We start from the raw sequence: 14886 nt of genomic DNA on the forward strand, positions 1-14886 counted from the left end.
ATTCATAAAGCATTATTTAACGTAACGGCTGCTTCGTATTTATAACATCAATCAACTGTCGCTATTCTCTATTAGTCTTTACACTCAAAACCTTTAGAGTCGACTTTAGCGATGTTGTCTTTATTGCCACACTCTTTAATTGCCATCTCTGTGTGATTGTGCTCATTGTATTGTTTAGCAATTGCGCCAAGGCTTAGCACAATTACTACAGCTATCACTATTTTTTTAATTTTAGACATAAACATTCCTTTGAAAATAAACTATTTAAATACAACCAGTTGCGCTTGCTATTTTTGATAAAACTTAATCAATAAGCGCCATCGAATTTAAATTGAAGTTATAAATAGAGAATGACTCACCTTCTTCTTTTAACGTGACGGTTATTTTTGCGTCTCCATTAGTGTATGAAGCTGGAATTAAATAAGTAACATAAGTACCAGAACCACCTCCAGTAACAGCTTTAGAGCTAACATTTATAAATTCAAATTCACCTAGTTCTTTTAATTCGCCCAACTTTGAAAATGCACGCATGATTTTAGAAATATCTTCATCTGTGGCATTTTCAATTGATGATGGGGTCATATAGTTTTTTAGAGTTTGAGCATCCCAATTAGAAATATCTACAATTGCTGAATTTAGGTAAGGAATAGCAGTTTCTTTGTAAGCAGACGATTTATTCGCAGTCCAAATTGCTAAAAGTACAAATAAGCTAATTAACACTAAAAATGTTATACCAATTCCTTTAAGTATCTTTTTAACCATGATTTTTATTATTTTTCCTTGATTGAATCACTTACGAATTTATCAGCTTTAAATGTCTTATGGTAGTACCCAATGTGACCCAATTTGTGTCAAAATTTTATAAACACAAACCTTAGTTGCTTGTATCATGGCCAATATGCCCGTTCTTTCGCTCTTAACCTCAACTAGCCCATACTCTGAGTAAATCCACTCAATCAGTTCTCAACTTATTTTTACTCACCATGTATTAATGCTACTAAGCAAAAATATCCACCGCAAACTAACTCAGAGCAAAGATTTATTTGGTACAATCAGCCTTTGATATGGCTAACAGATAGGTTTTCCTTAATGCATCCGCGAAATCGCCACTTAAATGGCTACGACTTTACTTTGCTATGCAAAGATACTCCTGCCCTAACACCTTATATAACGCAAACGCCAGCGGGCACTGATACCATTGATTTCACCAATGCATTAGCGGTTAAAACCCTCAACCAAGCGTTATTAAAAAGCCATTATAAAATCGATTTTTGGGATTTGCCCGACAACTACCTTTGCCCACCGGTTCCTGGCAGAGTGGATTACATTCATCACTTGGCCGATTTATTAGCAAGCGATAACCAAGGTCATATTCCGACGGGTAAGCAAGTAAAAGTGCTTGATGTAGGCACAGGTGCAAATGTGATTTACCCGCTTACTGGTAATCACGAATATGGCTGGCACTTCACAGGCTCCGATATTGATGCCTTGTCTGTTAAAATTGCCAAACAAATCGTGCAATTCAACCGCCTGAAAATTAATGTTAAGCAGCAAAACAACGCCAATAAAATGTTTACGGGCGTGATATCGAATAAAGATGTTTTTCACCTAACTTTATGTAACCCACCGTTTCATGCCAGCGAGCAACAGGCCAAAGCAGGTACTGAGCGTAAATGGAAAAACCTTAACAAAGCGCCACAAAAAGCGCTTAATTTTGGTGGCCGCCAAAACGAGCTTTGGTGTGAAGGCGGTGAGCGCGAATTTATCAGTAAAATGTGCGTTGAGAGCCAAGAGTTTGCAGAGCAATGTATTTGGTTTACATCGCTTGTTTCTAAGTCTGACACTTTACCGCATGTAAAAAAGCTACTTAGCACACTTGATGTGAAAGAAGTAAAAGTTATAAAAATGGCACAAGGCCAAAAAATTAGTCGCTTTATTGCTTGGAGCTATTTTGACCAAGCTGACCGCGAAGCCATTCTTAACGAACTAGTATAAGGATAATAAGATGATCGACTTTCGTTCAGACACAGTTACAAAACCAACAGCAGCTATGCGCGCGGTCATGAATGACGCCCCAGTAGGCGACGACGTTTATGGTGACGACCCAAGCGTTAATCAACTTGAACAATTTGCTGTTGAGCGCCATGGCTTCGAAAGCGCCCTTTATTGCAGCTCTGGCACGCAAGCAAACTTACTAGCATTAATGGCGCATTGTGAACGTGGCGACGAATATATTTGTGGTCAACAAGCACATAACTACAAATTTGAGGGTGGCGGTGCTGCTGTATTGGGTTCTATTCAACCACAACCAATTGAAAATAATGCCGATGGCAGCCTAGATTTAAACAAAGTTGTGGCTGCAATTAAAGCTGATGACTTTCACTTTGCTAAAACCAAACTACTTAGCTTAGAAAACACCATTGGTGGCAAAGTTCTCCCGCTAAGTTATCTAAAAGAAGCCAGAGAGTGTGTTGATAAACATAACCTTGCTCTGCACTTAGACGGTGCCCGCGTGTATAACGCGGCGGTTAAGTTAGGTGTTGATATCACTGAGATCACCCAGTATTTTGATTCAGTGTCTATTTGTTTATCAAAAGGACTCGGTGCGCCTGTTGGCTCACTATTATTAGGTAGCAAAGCACTGATTGATAAAGCGCGCCGCTGGCGTAAAGTACTTGGTGGTGGTATGCGCCAAGCGGGTATGCTTGCAGCCGCTGGCCAGTATGCACTTGAGCATCACGTAGCAAGGCTTGCTGAGGATCACGATAACGCGGCGTATTTAGCTGAGCAGTTAAACACGTTAACTGGTTTTGATACGTCAACTTTTCAAATCGATACCAACATTGTTTACGCAAATGTTGCCGAACATATCGATTTAAAAGCAGTGGCACATGCACTAAAAGAGCAAAATATGCTGTTTTCACCGGGTAAACCACTGCGATTAGTGACCCATTTAGGCGTCACTAAGCAAGATATTGATAGTTTTATCTCGGCATTAGCGGCCGAGATTTAACGCTTCTTTATAATGTTTGCGGCACACCGATACATATCGGTCGTTGCCGCCAATTTCTACCTGATTACCGTCTGCAATCGCATTGCCATGCTCATCGGTACGCAGTACATGGTTAGCTTTACGACCACAATGACACACTGTTTTTAACTCAATTAGTTTGTCTGCCCAGGCAAGTAGGTATTGTGAACCACTAAATAACTCGCCTCTAAAATCGTTACGTAAGCCATAACACAGCACCGGAATACCAAGCTCATCAACCACATCTGTTAATTGCATTACTTGGTCTTTTGATAAAAACTGACACTCATCAACTAAAATACAATGGCGCTTTTGCTCTGCATTTAATGATTTGATTAGCTCAAATACATCTTTATCTGCATCAAAAATATGCGCATCAGCCTGTAAACCAATACGTGAAGACACCTTGCCAACACCTGCTCTATCATCAATAGCCGCTGTTAAAATAACCGGTTCCATACCACGTTCGCGGTAGTTAAATGCAGATTGTAAAAGTGTGGTAGATTTGCCTGCATTCATTGCAGAATAATAAAAGTACAGCTGTGCCATGATGTTGCCCAAATTTTAAAGTCGCAATATGCTACCCTAATCGCGCGACAACATCATCTATTACCTTACTCTTATTACCTCAATCGTTGTCCCAGTAAAATTGCTGTTTTATAACAAGCCTTCGTGTTTCAGTAACCACTCTTTTCTTTCAAGGCCTCCTGCATAGCCTGTGAGTTTACCGTTTGCGCCAATAATTCGATGGCACGGCACAATAATGCTAATTGGGTTTTTTCCATTTGCAGCGCCCACTGCACGCACCGCTTTTGGGTTATTAATGGCAAGTGCAATATCTTGGTAACTCTTGCTTTGACCAAACTCAACATCTATAAGCGCACGCCACACTTGCCTTTGAAAGTGAGTACCTTGGGTATCAAGGGGTACTGTAAAACGTGTACGCTCACCGTTAAAATATTCATTAAGCTCACTTATACAAATTAAAATGGGTGTAAGAGTGTGCTCATCAACAACCTCTGTTTGCATTGCAACCACCGGGTAAAAGCCGACGTAACTGACGCCTTTTGATGTACTTTGAATGGTAATATCGCCAATCGGGCTTGGCATAATAACTTGTTGCATACTCATAATTGTTGCCATAGTTGAAAAGTTAAATAAGAGCGAAATGGCGCGCAGTGCTCGCTATTAAATTCGCTGATTCCAGCGAGGGCTTTTTTAACCCCTAAGTCGCCTGCCAGTAAAATATCGGGGTGGCTTTGACCGCGTAGCTTGGCGTAATTAACTGTCCACGGGCCAATACCTTTGAGCTCAAGCCAATTATTAAGCTCTTGATTATCTGGATTTTGCTGACAATAAGCACTTAAACGCCTTAGCGCATCTTTGCGTGATTGTGGCATTTTAAAAAAATCGAGTTCAGAATTGGCAACCCATTCAGGGCTTGGAAAATAGTGGTTATTACTTTGCTGATTAAACTCACTTACAAGCTGTGTTACTAGGTTATGAGCCGCTGTAACACTCACTTGCTGACCAAGTACCGCACGTATCCCCGCTTCATAGTCTGACCAAATTCCCGGCAAACGCAGCCCAACACAAAGCGGCATCGCGCCTTTAAGCTCTGCATCTAAATGCTGTTCAATAGTGTGCGTGTCGGCGTCTAAATCAAGCACACGGCGAATGTTATGGATCACTTGCTGTAAATAGCGGGTGTTATCAATATCAATTGCTACTTTAAAATGGTTTTTATGCTCAACAAAATGCGCTGTGAATTGCCCTTGGCAATATTTATCTTTAAAAGTGCGACCATAGCTTGTTGCGCTCAACCATTCTAGGCCGCTAATTAAACGGCGCTGCAAAAAATCATGGAGTGCTTGCCAGTTATAAGGCGGCCTAAATGCCAGTGTTAAAGTTAATGTTGAGGCTGGTTTTTTATCTGACTTGCGTAACTTTGAAGGGGCAATATTTAACTGCTTTAAAAAAGCATCATTAAAACGACGAATACTATTAAAACCAGAAGCAAATGCGATATCTGCCACCGACAAATCTGTTTGTTGTAATAGCTGCTTGGCAAAATTGCATTGGTTAAATAATCGATATTGGGTGATCGACAGTCCAAAATGTTGGTTAAACAAACGGCGTAAATAGCGGCTCGACACGCCGAGTCTGTCGGCTAAAACCTCACAGTCGTAAGCCTCGCCTTTATCAATCAGTTGTTTGGCACGTAATGCGGTGGTTTTAGTACCTAGCCAAGCGGGGCTATTCGGTGCACTATCTGGACGGCAGCGAATGCAGGGTCGAAAACCATCTTGCGCAGCTAAGTGCGCGTATTGGTAGTATTCAACGTTCTTTTCTTGTGCTGTTGGTGCGGGGCAAATGGGTCTGCAATAAATGCCTGTACTTTTTACCGCCACAAAAAACACCCCATCAAAGCGTGGGTCGCGGCTTTGCCTTGCAGTTTGCCATTGTTGGCTAGTCATAATTCTTCTCGTTACACGCTAATACCGTTAGCTTAACTGAATATTATTTTTTGACTAGCCAGTTTCGGACCTTAACTATTTAAACAGCTATTTAACTGCGGCTAAATATCGGCGTTCAACTTCCGGCCAATTGATCACTTCGTAAAATGCTGCAATATATTCAGGGCGACGATTTTGATACTTTAAGTAATACGCATGCTCCCACACATCAAGCCCTAAAATAGGCGTATGATTATGCATTAATGGGCTATCTTGATTAAGGCTACTTTCAACGACCAATTGGTTATTTTCATCAACACATAACCAAGCCCAGCCACTACCAAAGCGGCTTACCGCGGCATTAGTAAATTGCTCTTTAAATGCGTCATAGCTGCCAAATGTATCAACTATTGCAGTGTTTAACTCTGCACTTGGCGTACCACCGCCATTAGGAGACATAACTTGCCAAAATAATGAGTGATTATGATGGCCACCCACATGCTCTTGTACTGCTTTTTGTAAAGACTCAGGCATTGATGAAATAGTGCGGAGTAATGTTTCAGCATCTTGCTCTGAATAATGGCTGCCCTCTAGTGCAGCATTCGCTTTATTAATATAGGTTTGATGATGCAAGGTGTGATGTATTTCCATGGTTTTCGCATCAATGTGCGGTTCAAGTGCATCATAGTCATACGCTAAATCGGGTAATGTAAAAGGCATACTGATTCCTTATCGTTAATGTAATAACTGCGTTTTATGGGGATGGTCAGCTAATAGCTGGTTGATTCGGTTAATGAGTGTCGGAAATGCCGATGCCATGCTCGCAAACTTAACCAGCTCATAATAGGTTTTATGATGATGGTGCAGCACCAAGGTGCGAACTTGCTGCTCTGGGTGATTTAATAGCACGCTTAATCGTTGATGAGCATGACAAAGCCAGGTGCATGCTTTATCGGGTTTTTGCATGACTTTAAAGGTGTCGGCAAGATTCAAAGTGGCAACAACAAATGCTGCAATACAATGCTCTAACGAGCGAGTTACCGAATGGTTGATTGGAATATTAGAAAATTGCGCCAGAAGTGTTTCGGCGCGGATGCTTGCAACCGTGTAATGATCACGCGCAGTAATAAGCTCGCCAGATTCAAATGCTAAGTTGCCTTGATAAATAGCACTTTGCCAAGGAGCAAGCGCATCATCAATGGCGTGCGAAGTTAACGGTGTGTGGCGTGTTGTTTGAGTCATAAAAATCACCTGCACTTATACCAATCATTCTATGTGTATTTAAACTACACACAGAAAAGACCAAATGCAAATGATTTTTATTTATATTGTTATTTGATAATTTTTATTTATAGCAACATTACTTATTGATGCGCAAAGTCGATAAGCTCTTGGCCTGTTAGGCGGTAAATAATCCATTCGTTTTGTGGTTTAGCACCAATGCTGTCGTAAAAATCAATGGCTGGTTTATTCCAATCAAGTACCACCCACTCAAAACGACCACAGTCTTTTTCGAGTGCTTGCTTAGCTAAGTATTGCATAATTTGCTTACCAGCACCTTTACCACGGCTATCTGCACTGACGTAAAGATCTTCTAAATACAAACCATTTTTGCCAAGCCATGTAGAGTAATTATAAAAATACACTGCAAAACCAATTGGTGTGTCGCCGTCTAAACAAATAACACTATGCGCCGTTGCGCCTTCACTGAATAACGTTTTTAAAATAGCTTGCTCGTCTGTTTTAACTGCGTCGGGTTCTTTTTCGTAAATAGCAAGTTCGGTAATAAAATGTAGGATTGTTGCAGCATCACTTGCGACTGCCGGACGAATTGTAATTGCGTTACTCACTCTGTATTCCTTTTTTACATCATTATTGTAACGCCCAGTTTATAAGGGCTTTAGCATGGTGTAAACGCCCTTTACAGAAATACACGGCATTTAAAAAGGGGCTACTAAAAGTTAGCCCCATTATGCTTTATTTACTCATCGACTTATAAAGTACCGGAAGTACAAATAAAGTTAAGAAGGTTGCACTGACCAAGCCGCCAACAATAACCGTAGCAAGTGGCTTTTGTATTTCGGCCCCTATTCCTGTGCTAAGGAGCATTGGAATTAGCCCAAGCATTGAAGTAAGCGCGGTCATGAGTACGGGTCTTAGCCTTGAAACAGCGCCTTCAAATACTGCTTTATCTTTGCTATCTCCTGCACTAATCCTTTGATTAATGCTTTCGACCATCACAACACCATTCAATACAGCAACACCAAACAGTGTGATAAATCCTACTGAACTGGGTACAGATAAGTATTGTCCTGACACATACAATGCAATCACCCCACCAATTACAGCCAAGGGAACATTGACAAGAATCAGCACCACTTGCGATAGGTTACTAAAAGCAAAATAAAGCAATAACGCAATCAGTAATAAGGCCACTGGCACTACTATCATTAGCCGCTTTTGTGCCCGTTGTTGGTTTTCGAACTGACCGCCAATCGCCACACTGTAACCACTAGGTAACTGCATTTTATCGGCAATGGTAGCGCGTATATCGGCAACTACAGATCCCATATCTCGCCCCTGCACATTCGCTTGAATAACCACCCGCCTTTGAACATCATCGCGACGAACTTGCGGAGCGCCAGACTCAATTTGTACATCGGCTACATCCCCCACCCTTACAATGGCACCCGTGGGGGTTTGCAGTCGAAGATCAGCAATCACATTCGGGTTTTGCCTAAATCTTTGGGCTATGCGTACATAAATATCATAGCGCTCATTGGCATTAATGATTTGCCCTGCGGATTGCCCACCAATACCATGCTGAACTACATCCATCAAATCAGCCACCGATAAACCAAAGCGCGACAATGCTAAACGGTTAGGTTTAACTATCAGCTGTGCTTCACCGCCTATTTGCTCCATCGCGACATCTTTAGCACCAGGTATTTGCTGAACTAACTGCTCAATTTGTTGGCCTTTTTCAGTTAAAACGCCTAGGTCACTACCAAATAATTTTATGGCCAATTGCGCTTTAACACCGGATAAAAGCTCATCTACTCGCGTTGCTATAGGCTGTGAAAAGTTAAACAAAAGCCCAGGGAACTGCTCAAGCTTGGCTTCCATTAGCTGCTGTAATTCGACCCGAGTTTTCGCGTTTACCCATTGCTCATGAGGTTTTAAGCCTAAATAGATTTCAATGTTGTTAACTGGTTCAGGATCGCCTCCCACTTCAGCCCTACCGATTCGGCTCAGCGCATATTCCACCTCACTAAATTCAAGCAACATGGCTTCAAGCTTAGGCGCCACTGAGATTGCCGTATCGAGACTTGCAGATGGGGAAAGTGTCACACGTAGGTTAATAGTGCCTTCTTCAAGCTCTGGCACAAATTCAGTACCCAGCCTAGGTAGCATAACGGCCGCAACAATCAACAATAACCCTGCTATAGCTAAAACGCTGCGTTTGGCCTGCAATGCTTTTTGTAAAGCCCGTTGATAAAGCATATCGATAGGTTTTAACAAAATACTTTGCTTTACTGTCACGCCTTTAGCAAATAAGTACACACACAGAGCTGGCACCACAACCAAGGCAACGATCACAGCGCTAATAATCGCAAGCATAATACTCACTGCCATTGGCTGAAATAACTTAGCCTCAACGCCTTCAAAGCTAAACAGCGGTAAAAATACCGTTAGAATAATCAAAGAGGCAAAAAAGATAGGCCGTGCCACTTCTTTTGCAGCAATAGCCACCAGCTGCGAAGAAGGCTTATGTTGATTATGCTTAAGCCCTAAGTGTCTAAATACATTCTCAACCATCACAACTGAGCCATCTACCAGCATACCGATTGCAACAGCAATCCCACCTAACGACATTAAGTTTGCCGACAAGCCAAGCCATGCCATTACACTCAGCGCTAAACCAATCGAAATAGGGATCGACAACAACACCAAAAATGTTGCTCTTAAATCCAACAAAAATAGCGCTAATACAATGATAATAAACACAAAAGCTAAAAGCAGTGCATCAATAACCGTTTGTACCGCTTGGCTAATAAGCTCTGCTTGGTCGTAAATGGCTTTAAATTCAACCCCCTTTGGCAGCGCTTGATTTATCATCTCGACACGCGCGTTAATGCCATCAATTGTTTGCTTGGTATTAGCGCCCATTCTTTTCAGCACGATACCAGTCACCACTTCACCACGATTGACTATTTCGCCTTGTTCATTGCGTTTAGATAAGGTGACAGCGCCTTGTCGAATTTCACTGCCAAGCTCAACATTTGCAACATCTGCCACTTTAACGACTGTACCATCAATGGTTTTGATAGGTGTTTGCGCAATCTCAGCAAGCGCTTTGTCTCCTGGGGTAAACCAACCTGTACCACGAATAACAAGCTGCTCTTGACCACGATTCATATACCAGCCACCCACATTACTGTTGTTAGCATCTAGAGCTTCACTAACATCTTGCTGTGTTAGGTCATAAGCAAGTAACTTATTGGGGTTTATGTTCACTTGATACTGCTTAACCTCACCGCCAAATGACAGAATATCGGTCACACCATCAATAGGTAATATAAGTAATTTAACCACCCAATCATTTAAGCTACGCAGTGCCATGCTATCTATGTTGGCATCTGGCTTTGCTTCAAGTAAATACTGATAGACTTGTCCAAGCCCTGATGTATTAGGGCCCATGGTTGGCATACCCACACCAGCTGGGATCAGCTCTTTAGCAGACTGCAAACGTTCAAAAACCAGTTGCCTAGCAAAGTAAATATCAACACCTTCTTTAAACACCACAGTGACGCCCGATAACCCCGTTTTAGAAATAGAACGCACCTGCTCTACATCGGGCAGCGCATACATAACTGCTTCTATCGGGTATGTGATCAGTTGCTCTACTTCTTCAGCCGCAAGCCCTGGTGCTTCGGTATTCACCGCAACTTGCACATTCGTCACATCAGGAAAAGCATCTAAATTAAGTTTTGGGATCATAAATGCACTCACTGCAATCGCTGCAAGTAAGGCCAATACCACGAGTAGACGGTTCTTTATCACCGCCTCAATTAATAAATTAAACATGCGTCACCTCTAGTGGTTATGCGGATCAAATCCGCCTTTAGCTAGCTGTGATGCAATAAAAAAAGCACCTTGGGTGACAACTTCAAGCCCGGCTTTAATACCTAATACTTCACGATAATCACCAAAACTTCTGCCAAGGGTTACTTCTTGGGCAGCAAAGCCACCATCGTCATCAACGACAAATAACTGCCAGTCACCATCTGCACTACGTGTTAACGCGTTTTCAGGTACGGCAAGTACCTCTTGGTCTGTTTCAAAATGAAAATACACATCCGCAAACATGCCTGGGTGCAAACTATGCTGGGTGTTTTTTACCTCGAGCCTAACGGTTCGTGAGCGTGTTTGTTCATCAATGGTATGTGCTTCTTGAATGACTGTTGCTTGATAGCGATTACCGTTTACTTCTAACAGCGCTGTCGAGCCATTATTAATAATACGGTCTTGGTTCGATGAAAGCTGAGCTGCAACCCAAAGCGCTGATTCATCAGTAATCAGCATCAACTCAATCCCCGAATCAACTCGCTGACCTTGGGCAAAGTTATCGGTTAAAACAGCACCGGATGTTTGTGCAAATAAGGTATATTCGCCGAGTTTTTCTGGGCTTATAGTCAGTGTTTGAGCTATAGCTTGTTTTGATAAACCAAAGGCAACTAAGCGGCTATAAGCTACTTCATACTCGGCTTTGGCAGTTAAGATTTGCTTTTTGCTCACCGTGCCTGGTGTCATTTTAGTTAGCCGTTTTAACTCTGCTTCGGCCAATCTAAATTCAGTTTGCTGGCTGGCAACTTCGCCACTAAATAAGGTGACTAAAGAGTCACCTTTATTGACATGTTGCCCTAACAAGGCATGGCGCTTTACAACGATTGAATCAACGCGCGGTGACACCACATAACTGGCATAACCATTGGCTTTAATTTCACCCGGTGCATATAAGGTTTGATTGTGTTTTTTCAGTACAAGGCGCTCAACCTTGATATTAGCTAGTTGCTGTTGCTGCTCAGTTAAATTGACTTCATTAGCATGCTCAGCTTGTTCATTTTCTTGATGTTCATGTGCTTCTTTCGCAGAATTATTTGTCACATACATAAAGCATACGCACAGTAATGCGTAACGCATAAAATTTCTTAAAAACATATATCGTCTCTTACTTAAAATGGGCTAAGCCCAAATAAAATCTAAAAAGGGTTTGGGATTAAGTAAGATCTAAAATAGGTGGGCGATGTAACGGTGCTAAATCTGCTGATGTGAAGGTTAAATCGAGAGATTCAATTTTAGTAAAATAGGTATCAGCAGGCTCGGTCAATTGCAGCGAATCGACAAACGCTGGGCTGTGACAAACATGACAATGGCCTTTTTCGGCTGAATCAGACAACTGTTTGCTCAGTTCGGTGTGCTCTAATTGGTGTAGCTGATGATCGCCATTGATAGCGCAATGGGCTTCAAGGTCAATTTCTTCAGATAGCAGTACCGAAGTGTGATTAAACGCAGCATTATGATCAGCCACATCAAAGCTATCCAGCAGTGGCTGGAGCAATAATACGCTAATCAAAATAATAAATGCAGCTTTCACATTGAGCCTAAAAATTAGAACTAAGATTGGTACAACGGCGATAAATTAACAAATCCACCGGCATTTGAACAGTTAATTATAATCTGTACACGAACAAATCATTACAAACATTTCAATACCACGGCACGCATGGTATAAAAATAAAGCAAATCAATAACTCGGTATTTTTATGGGACACGGACACCACCATCATCACGATACAAATAACCAAAGCACCCGCCAACTCATGCTGGCAGTTGCAATCAATGTGTTATTAACTGTCGCTCAGGTGATTGGCGGCCTTGTTTCTGGCAGTTTATCGTTAATTGCTGATGCACTGCATAATTTAAGTGATGCCTCGTCGTTATTCATTGCCCTAATTGCCCTAAAAATTGGCGCGAAACCTGCCAACGATCGTTATCAATACGGTTATAAACGCGCTGAAATTTTAGCAACCTTATTTAACAGCTTAAGTTTAATTGTGATTGGTGGTTACCTAATTGTTGAAGCCATCTCCAACTATTTAAACCCAGAGCCTATTGATGGTTGGATCATCATTTGGGTTGCAGGGTTTGCACTGGTTGTTGACCTAGTCACCGCCCTTTTAACTTACAAAGCAGGCGCAAAAGACAGTATGAATATTCGTGCTGCGTTTATACATAATGTGTCTGATGCATTAGCTTCTGTAGTGGTGATAATAGCGGGTACCTTAATCATTCTTTATCAATGGTATATTGTTGATTTAATTGCCACTATGCTGATCTCTGTGTATGTCATTTACCATGGTGTTTTGTTGTTAATAGCGAGCAGTAAAATATTAATGCAGGCAGCCCCTGATAATTTTGCTTTAACAGAAGCTATTACGGAGCTTAAAGCCCAATTTGCAATCACTGATGTTGATTACCTCAAAACATGGCAGGTAGATGATCATCACGTTCATTGCGAGCTCAAGTTTAGTGCCAAGCACAACATCAATAACGATGAAATACGTCACTTTTTACATGATAACTTTGCAATTGAAAGCTGCACCATAGAACAAGTTTTAGTGTAAATGTTACGCGTTATCATTTACTATTCAGTTTTGTTTTAACAGTAAACTGAAGGAACAAACCTTGTTGAAGTTGTGGTTACGTCGTACGCATTTATTGCTTGCATTAGTAAGCGGTTTATTTTTGATTTGTTTAAGTTTGACGGGTGCGTTACTTATTTACGCAAAAGATATTCAATACCTTACTCAAAGCGATAAATGGACTGTAACGCCAGCGGCTTCAGCACTTGATTTTGATAGCCTCATAAAACATGTTTCAGCTTCAACCAAACAACCGGTTACCCTGTTAATGCCTGAGCAGCGAAGTGATCTTGCGTGGCAATTACAGTTGGCCAATAACAAATATGTGAGTGTTAATCCATACAACGGTCAAGTGTTACATGAGTACGATTACTACAGTACAATTTATGGCTTTACCATGGCTTTGCACCGCTGGCTGCTTTATGAAGGTGGCGATAAAAACCGCCCTTTAAGAAACTGGGTATCGGTGTGTGCGCTCATTCTTATTATTGAAATTCTGCTCGGCTTTTATATTTGGGTTAAGCCAAAAAATCGCATGAAGCGCTTGGCTATTAAGCGTAAAGCTAAATTTAGAGTGTTGATGTATCAGCTGCATACCGTTCTGGGTGTTTACTTTTTAATTCCACTCATTTTAATTGCTTACACAGGTATGGCGTTTAACTGGAAACCACAAACCAAAGCCGTATTAGAATTTGTGATGCAAGGCACAGTTGAAGATAGACCAAAACCGCCAGCCGTTATTCCCCCTTTAGCGGATACGCCTTTTCAAGTGCAAAAAGCGTTTGATAACGCACAAACTGTATTTCCTAAGGGTAAGTTATTTAGAATTTATTTACCGAAAAAGCCAACTGATAATATTGGTTTTAGAATAGAGAACCCGGGTGAAAGCCATGCCTATAGTTGGGTATGGGCAAACCCATATTCAGCAGATATTGTTGCAAGCTATGATGCCAGCCAAAGTTCTTGGACCACGCAAACTTGGAACTTTAAATATAAGTTTCATATTGGTGATTTTGCAGGCCCTATCGTGCAATTACTGTGGTTACTATTTGCTTTGTCACCGTTATTTTTCACGATTTCAGGTGTTTATTTTTGGTACAAACGGCACTACAAATGAACAACCATTACTGAAAGTGACATTCGCCATGAATAGTGAGCTCAAAAAAGCCTTTAACACCGAAATGATATTGGCTAAAACTAGTTATAAGAAAGCAGATTACACAACCGCTTTTTATAACCTAGAGCGGACTCATATTCTGGGTCAAAGCTATATCATTGCGCATACTTACTCTCATTGGTGGATGTGTAAAATTGGTTTTAAAACCCATAATGCTAAGGAAATAATTGGTCAGTTTGCTCGCATGGCAGCTTCAATTGTGTTTTCGCGTATTTGGGTCCCTCTCGGTAACACCGGCGGCACTAATGTTAGCCCTTTCAAACCAATGCCTATTCCAGACGACTTAAAACGTTTTTTAAGCTAAAGCCGCTTTAATCTGCAGTTACTTGGTAGCTATTAAACACGACAATCCCCTATTTATCATGACTCTCCATTTAAGCCCTTTGGCTTAAGCAAGCAAATACAAATGACTAAAACCTGCCAACTTATTATTGCAAATAATTATCATTAGCCTTGCCTTTACACTTCTTTACATTTAGACTGCCGCACAATCACATAATAAATACCGATTTAACA

At 41.3% G+C, this 14886-nt stretch carries 16 protein-coding genes; 5 read left to right on the forward strand and 11 right to left on the reverse strand.

Translation table 11 applies throughout. The features are described 5' to 3' along the window. Nucleotides 1-71 precede the first annotated feature (71 nt). Nucleotides 72-239, reverse strand: a complete 168-nt coding sequence (locus tag EXT43_RS20720; RefSeq protein WP_165385119.1) for a hypothetical protein — start codon at nucleotides 237-239, stop codon at nucleotides 72-74. A gap of 64 nt (nucleotides 240-303) precedes the next feature. Beyond that, nucleotides 304-762 carry a hypothetical protein gene (locus EXT43_RS17460; protein WP_062565564.1) on the reverse strand — a complete coding sequence of 153 codons (459 nt, stop codon included), beginning with the start codon at nucleotides 760-762 and terminating at the stop codon, nucleotides 304-306. A gap of 327 nt (nucleotides 763-1089) precedes the next feature. On the opposite strand from EXT43_RS17460, the gene rlmF reads away from it, so the two are divergent. Continuing rightward, nucleotides 1090-1995 carry a 23S rRNA (adenine(1618)-N(6))-methyltransferase RlmF gene (gene rlmF / locus EXT43_RS17465; RefSeq protein ID WP_062565565.1) on the forward strand — a complete coding sequence of 302 codons (906 nt, stop codon included), beginning with the start codon at nucleotides 1090-1092 and terminating at the stop codon, nucleotides 1993-1995. A 10-nt stretch (nucleotides 1996-2005) separates the two neighbouring features. Next, a complete protein-coding gene (ltaE, locus tag EXT43_RS17470; protein ID WP_062565566.1) occupies nucleotides 2006-3013 on the forward strand; it encodes a low-specificity L-threonine aldolase in 1008 nt (335 codons plus the stop codon). Here the strand turns inward: ltaE and EXT43_RS17475 are convergent. The 9 genes from EXT43_RS17475 to EXT43_RS17515 form a co-directional block, all read right to left on the reverse strand. Beyond that, on the reverse strand, nucleotides 2996-3580 hold the full coding sequence (locus EXT43_RS17475; protein WP_062565567.1) for a thymidine kinase: 585 nt from the start codon (nucleotides 3578-3580) through the stop codon (nucleotides 2996-2998). The genes ltaE and EXT43_RS17475 overlap by 18 nt on opposite strands. A 108-nt stretch (nucleotides 3581-3688) precedes the next feature. Then, nucleotides 3689-4156, reverse strand: a complete 468-nt coding sequence (locus EXT43_RS17480) for a methylated-DNA--[protein]-cysteine S-methyltransferase (RefSeq protein ID WP_062565928.1) — start codon at nucleotides 4154-4156, stop codon at nucleotides 3689-3691. Between the two features lie 2 nt (nucleotides 4157-4158). Continuing rightward, the gene (locus EXT43_RS17485; RefSeq protein WP_130167561.1) at nucleotides 4159-5508 is read right to left on the reverse strand and encodes an AlkA N-terminal domain-containing protein; all 1350 of its coding nucleotides are present in this window, start codon (nucleotides 5506-5508) and stop codon (nucleotides 4159-4161) included. Between the two features lie 87 nt (nucleotides 5509-5595). After that, the gene (locus EXT43_RS17490) at nucleotides 5596-6207 is read right to left on the reverse strand and encodes a superoxide dismutase (RefSeq protein WP_062565569.1); all 612 of its coding nucleotides are present in this window, start codon (nucleotides 6205-6207) and stop codon (nucleotides 5596-5598) included. A 15-nt stretch (nucleotides 6208-6222) separates the two neighbouring features. Then, on the reverse strand, nucleotides 6223-6729 hold the full coding sequence (locus tag EXT43_RS17495) for a hypothetical protein (RefSeq protein WP_062565570.1): 507 nt from the start codon (nucleotides 6727-6729) through the stop codon (nucleotides 6223-6225). A gap of 122 nt (nucleotides 6730-6851) precedes the next feature. After that, nucleotides 6852-7337: a GNAT family N-acetyltransferase gene (locus EXT43_RS17500; protein WP_062565571.1), complete on the reverse strand. Its 486-nt coding sequence runs from the start codon at nucleotides 7335-7337 to the stop codon at nucleotides 6852-6854. Between the two features lie 127 nt (nucleotides 7338-7464). Next, on the reverse strand, nucleotides 7465-10575 hold the full coding sequence (locus EXT43_RS17505) for a CusA/CzcA family heavy metal efflux RND transporter (RefSeq protein ID WP_062565572.1): 3111 nt from the start codon (nucleotides 10573-10575) through the stop codon (nucleotides 7465-7467). 9 nt (nucleotides 10576-10584) lie between these two features. Beyond that, nucleotides 10585-11709 (reverse strand): efflux RND transporter periplasmic adaptor subunit, encoded by a 1125-nt coding sequence (locus EXT43_RS17510; RefSeq protein WP_082710907.1) that lies wholly within the window; start codon nucleotides 11707-11709, stop codon nucleotides 10585-10587. A gap of 58 nt (nucleotides 11710-11767) precedes the next feature. After that, a complete protein-coding gene (locus EXT43_RS17515; RefSeq protein WP_130167562.1) occupies nucleotides 11768-12145 on the reverse strand; it encodes a hypothetical protein in 378 nt (125 codons plus the stop codon). A 169-nt stretch (nucleotides 12146-12314) separates the two neighbouring features. Here EXT43_RS17515 and EXT43_RS17520 point away from each other — a divergent pair, with 169 nt between their 5' ends. The 3 genes from EXT43_RS17520 to EXT43_RS17530 all read left to right on the forward strand — a co-directional run bounded on the left by EXT43_RS17520 (nucleotide 12315) and on the right by EXT43_RS17530 (nucleotide 14674). Next, nucleotides 12315-13175 (forward strand): cation diffusion facilitator family transporter, encoded by an 861-nt coding sequence (locus tag EXT43_RS17520; RefSeq protein ID WP_130167563.1) that lies wholly within the window; start codon nucleotides 12315-12317, stop codon nucleotides 13173-13175. Between the two features lie 64 nt (nucleotides 13176-13239). Further along, the gene (locus EXT43_RS17525) at nucleotides 13240-14310 is read left to right on the forward strand and encodes a PepSY-associated TM helix domain-containing protein (RefSeq protein ID WP_130167586.1); all 1071 of its coding nucleotides are present in this window, start codon (nucleotides 13240-13242) and stop codon (nucleotides 14308-14310) included. 28 nt (nucleotides 14311-14338) lie between these two features. Continuing rightward, nucleotides 14339-14674 (forward strand): DUF3703 domain-containing protein, encoded by a 336-nt coding sequence (locus EXT43_RS17530; protein ID WP_130167564.1) that lies wholly within the window; start codon nucleotides 14339-14341, stop codon nucleotides 14672-14674. Nucleotides 14675-14886 lie beyond the last annotated feature (212 nt).

The sequence above is a fragment of the Pseudoalteromonas sp. CO109Y genome (assembly GCF_004208935.1).
GTDB classification, from domain to species: domain Bacteria; phylum Pseudomonadota; class Gammaproteobacteria; order Enterobacterales; family Alteromonadaceae; genus Pseudoalteromonas; species Pseudoalteromonas shioyasakiensis.

What these genes read in the sequence shown, in the direction of transcription:
- EXT43_RS17480 (WP_062565928.1), bottom strand. Translation starts at nt 4,156, where the DNA reads ATGCAACAAGTTATTATGCCAAGCCCGATTGGCGATATTACCATTCAA.
- EXT43_RS20720 (WP_165385119.1), bottom strand. Translation starts at nt 239, where the DNA reads ATGTCTAAAATTAAAAAAATAGTGATAGCTGTAGTAATTGTGCTAAGC.
- EXT43_RS17505 (WP_062565572.1), bottom strand. Translation starts at nt 10,575, where the DNA reads ATGTTTAATTTATTAATTGAGGCGGTGATAAAGAACCGTCTACTCGTG.
- rlmF (WP_062565565.1), top strand. Translation starts at nt 1,090, where the DNA reads ATGCATCCGCGAAATCGCCACTTAAATGGCTACGACTTTACTTTGCTA.
- EXT43_RS17510 (WP_082710907.1), bottom strand. Translation starts at nt 11,709, where the DNA reads ATGTTTTTAAGAAATTTTATGCGTTACGCATTACTGTGCGTATGCTTT.
- EXT43_RS17520 (WP_130167563.1), top strand. Translation starts at nt 12,315, where the DNA reads ATGGGACACGGACACCACCATCATCACGATACAAATAACCAAAGCACC.
- EXT43_RS17490 (WP_062565569.1), bottom strand. Translation starts at nt 6,207, where the DNA reads ATGCCTTTTACATTACCCGATTTAGCGTATGACTATGATGCACTTGAA.
- ltaE (WP_062565566.1), top strand. Translation starts at nt 2,006, where the DNA reads ATGATCGACTTTCGTTCAGACACAGTTACAAAACCAACAGCAGCTATG.
- EXT43_RS17475 (WP_062565567.1), bottom strand. Translation starts at nt 3,580, where the DNA reads ATGGCACAGCTGTACTTTTATTATTCTGCAATGAATGCAGGCAAATCT.
- EXT43_RS17460 (WP_062565564.1), bottom strand. Translation starts at nt 762, where the DNA reads ATGGTTAAAAAGATACTTAAAGGAATTGGTATAACATTTTTAGTGTTA.
- EXT43_RS17485 (WP_130167561.1), bottom strand. Translation starts at nt 5,508, where the DNA reads ATGACTAGCCAACAATGGCAAACTGCAAGGCAAAGCCGCGACCCACGC.
- EXT43_RS17530 (WP_130167564.1), top strand. Translation starts at nt 14,339, where the DNA reads ATGAATAGTGAGCTCAAAAAAGCCTTTAACACCGAAATGATATTGGCT.
- EXT43_RS17495 (WP_062565570.1), bottom strand. Translation starts at nt 6,729, where the DNA reads ATGACTCAAACAACACGCCACACACCGTTAACTTCGCACGCCATTGAT.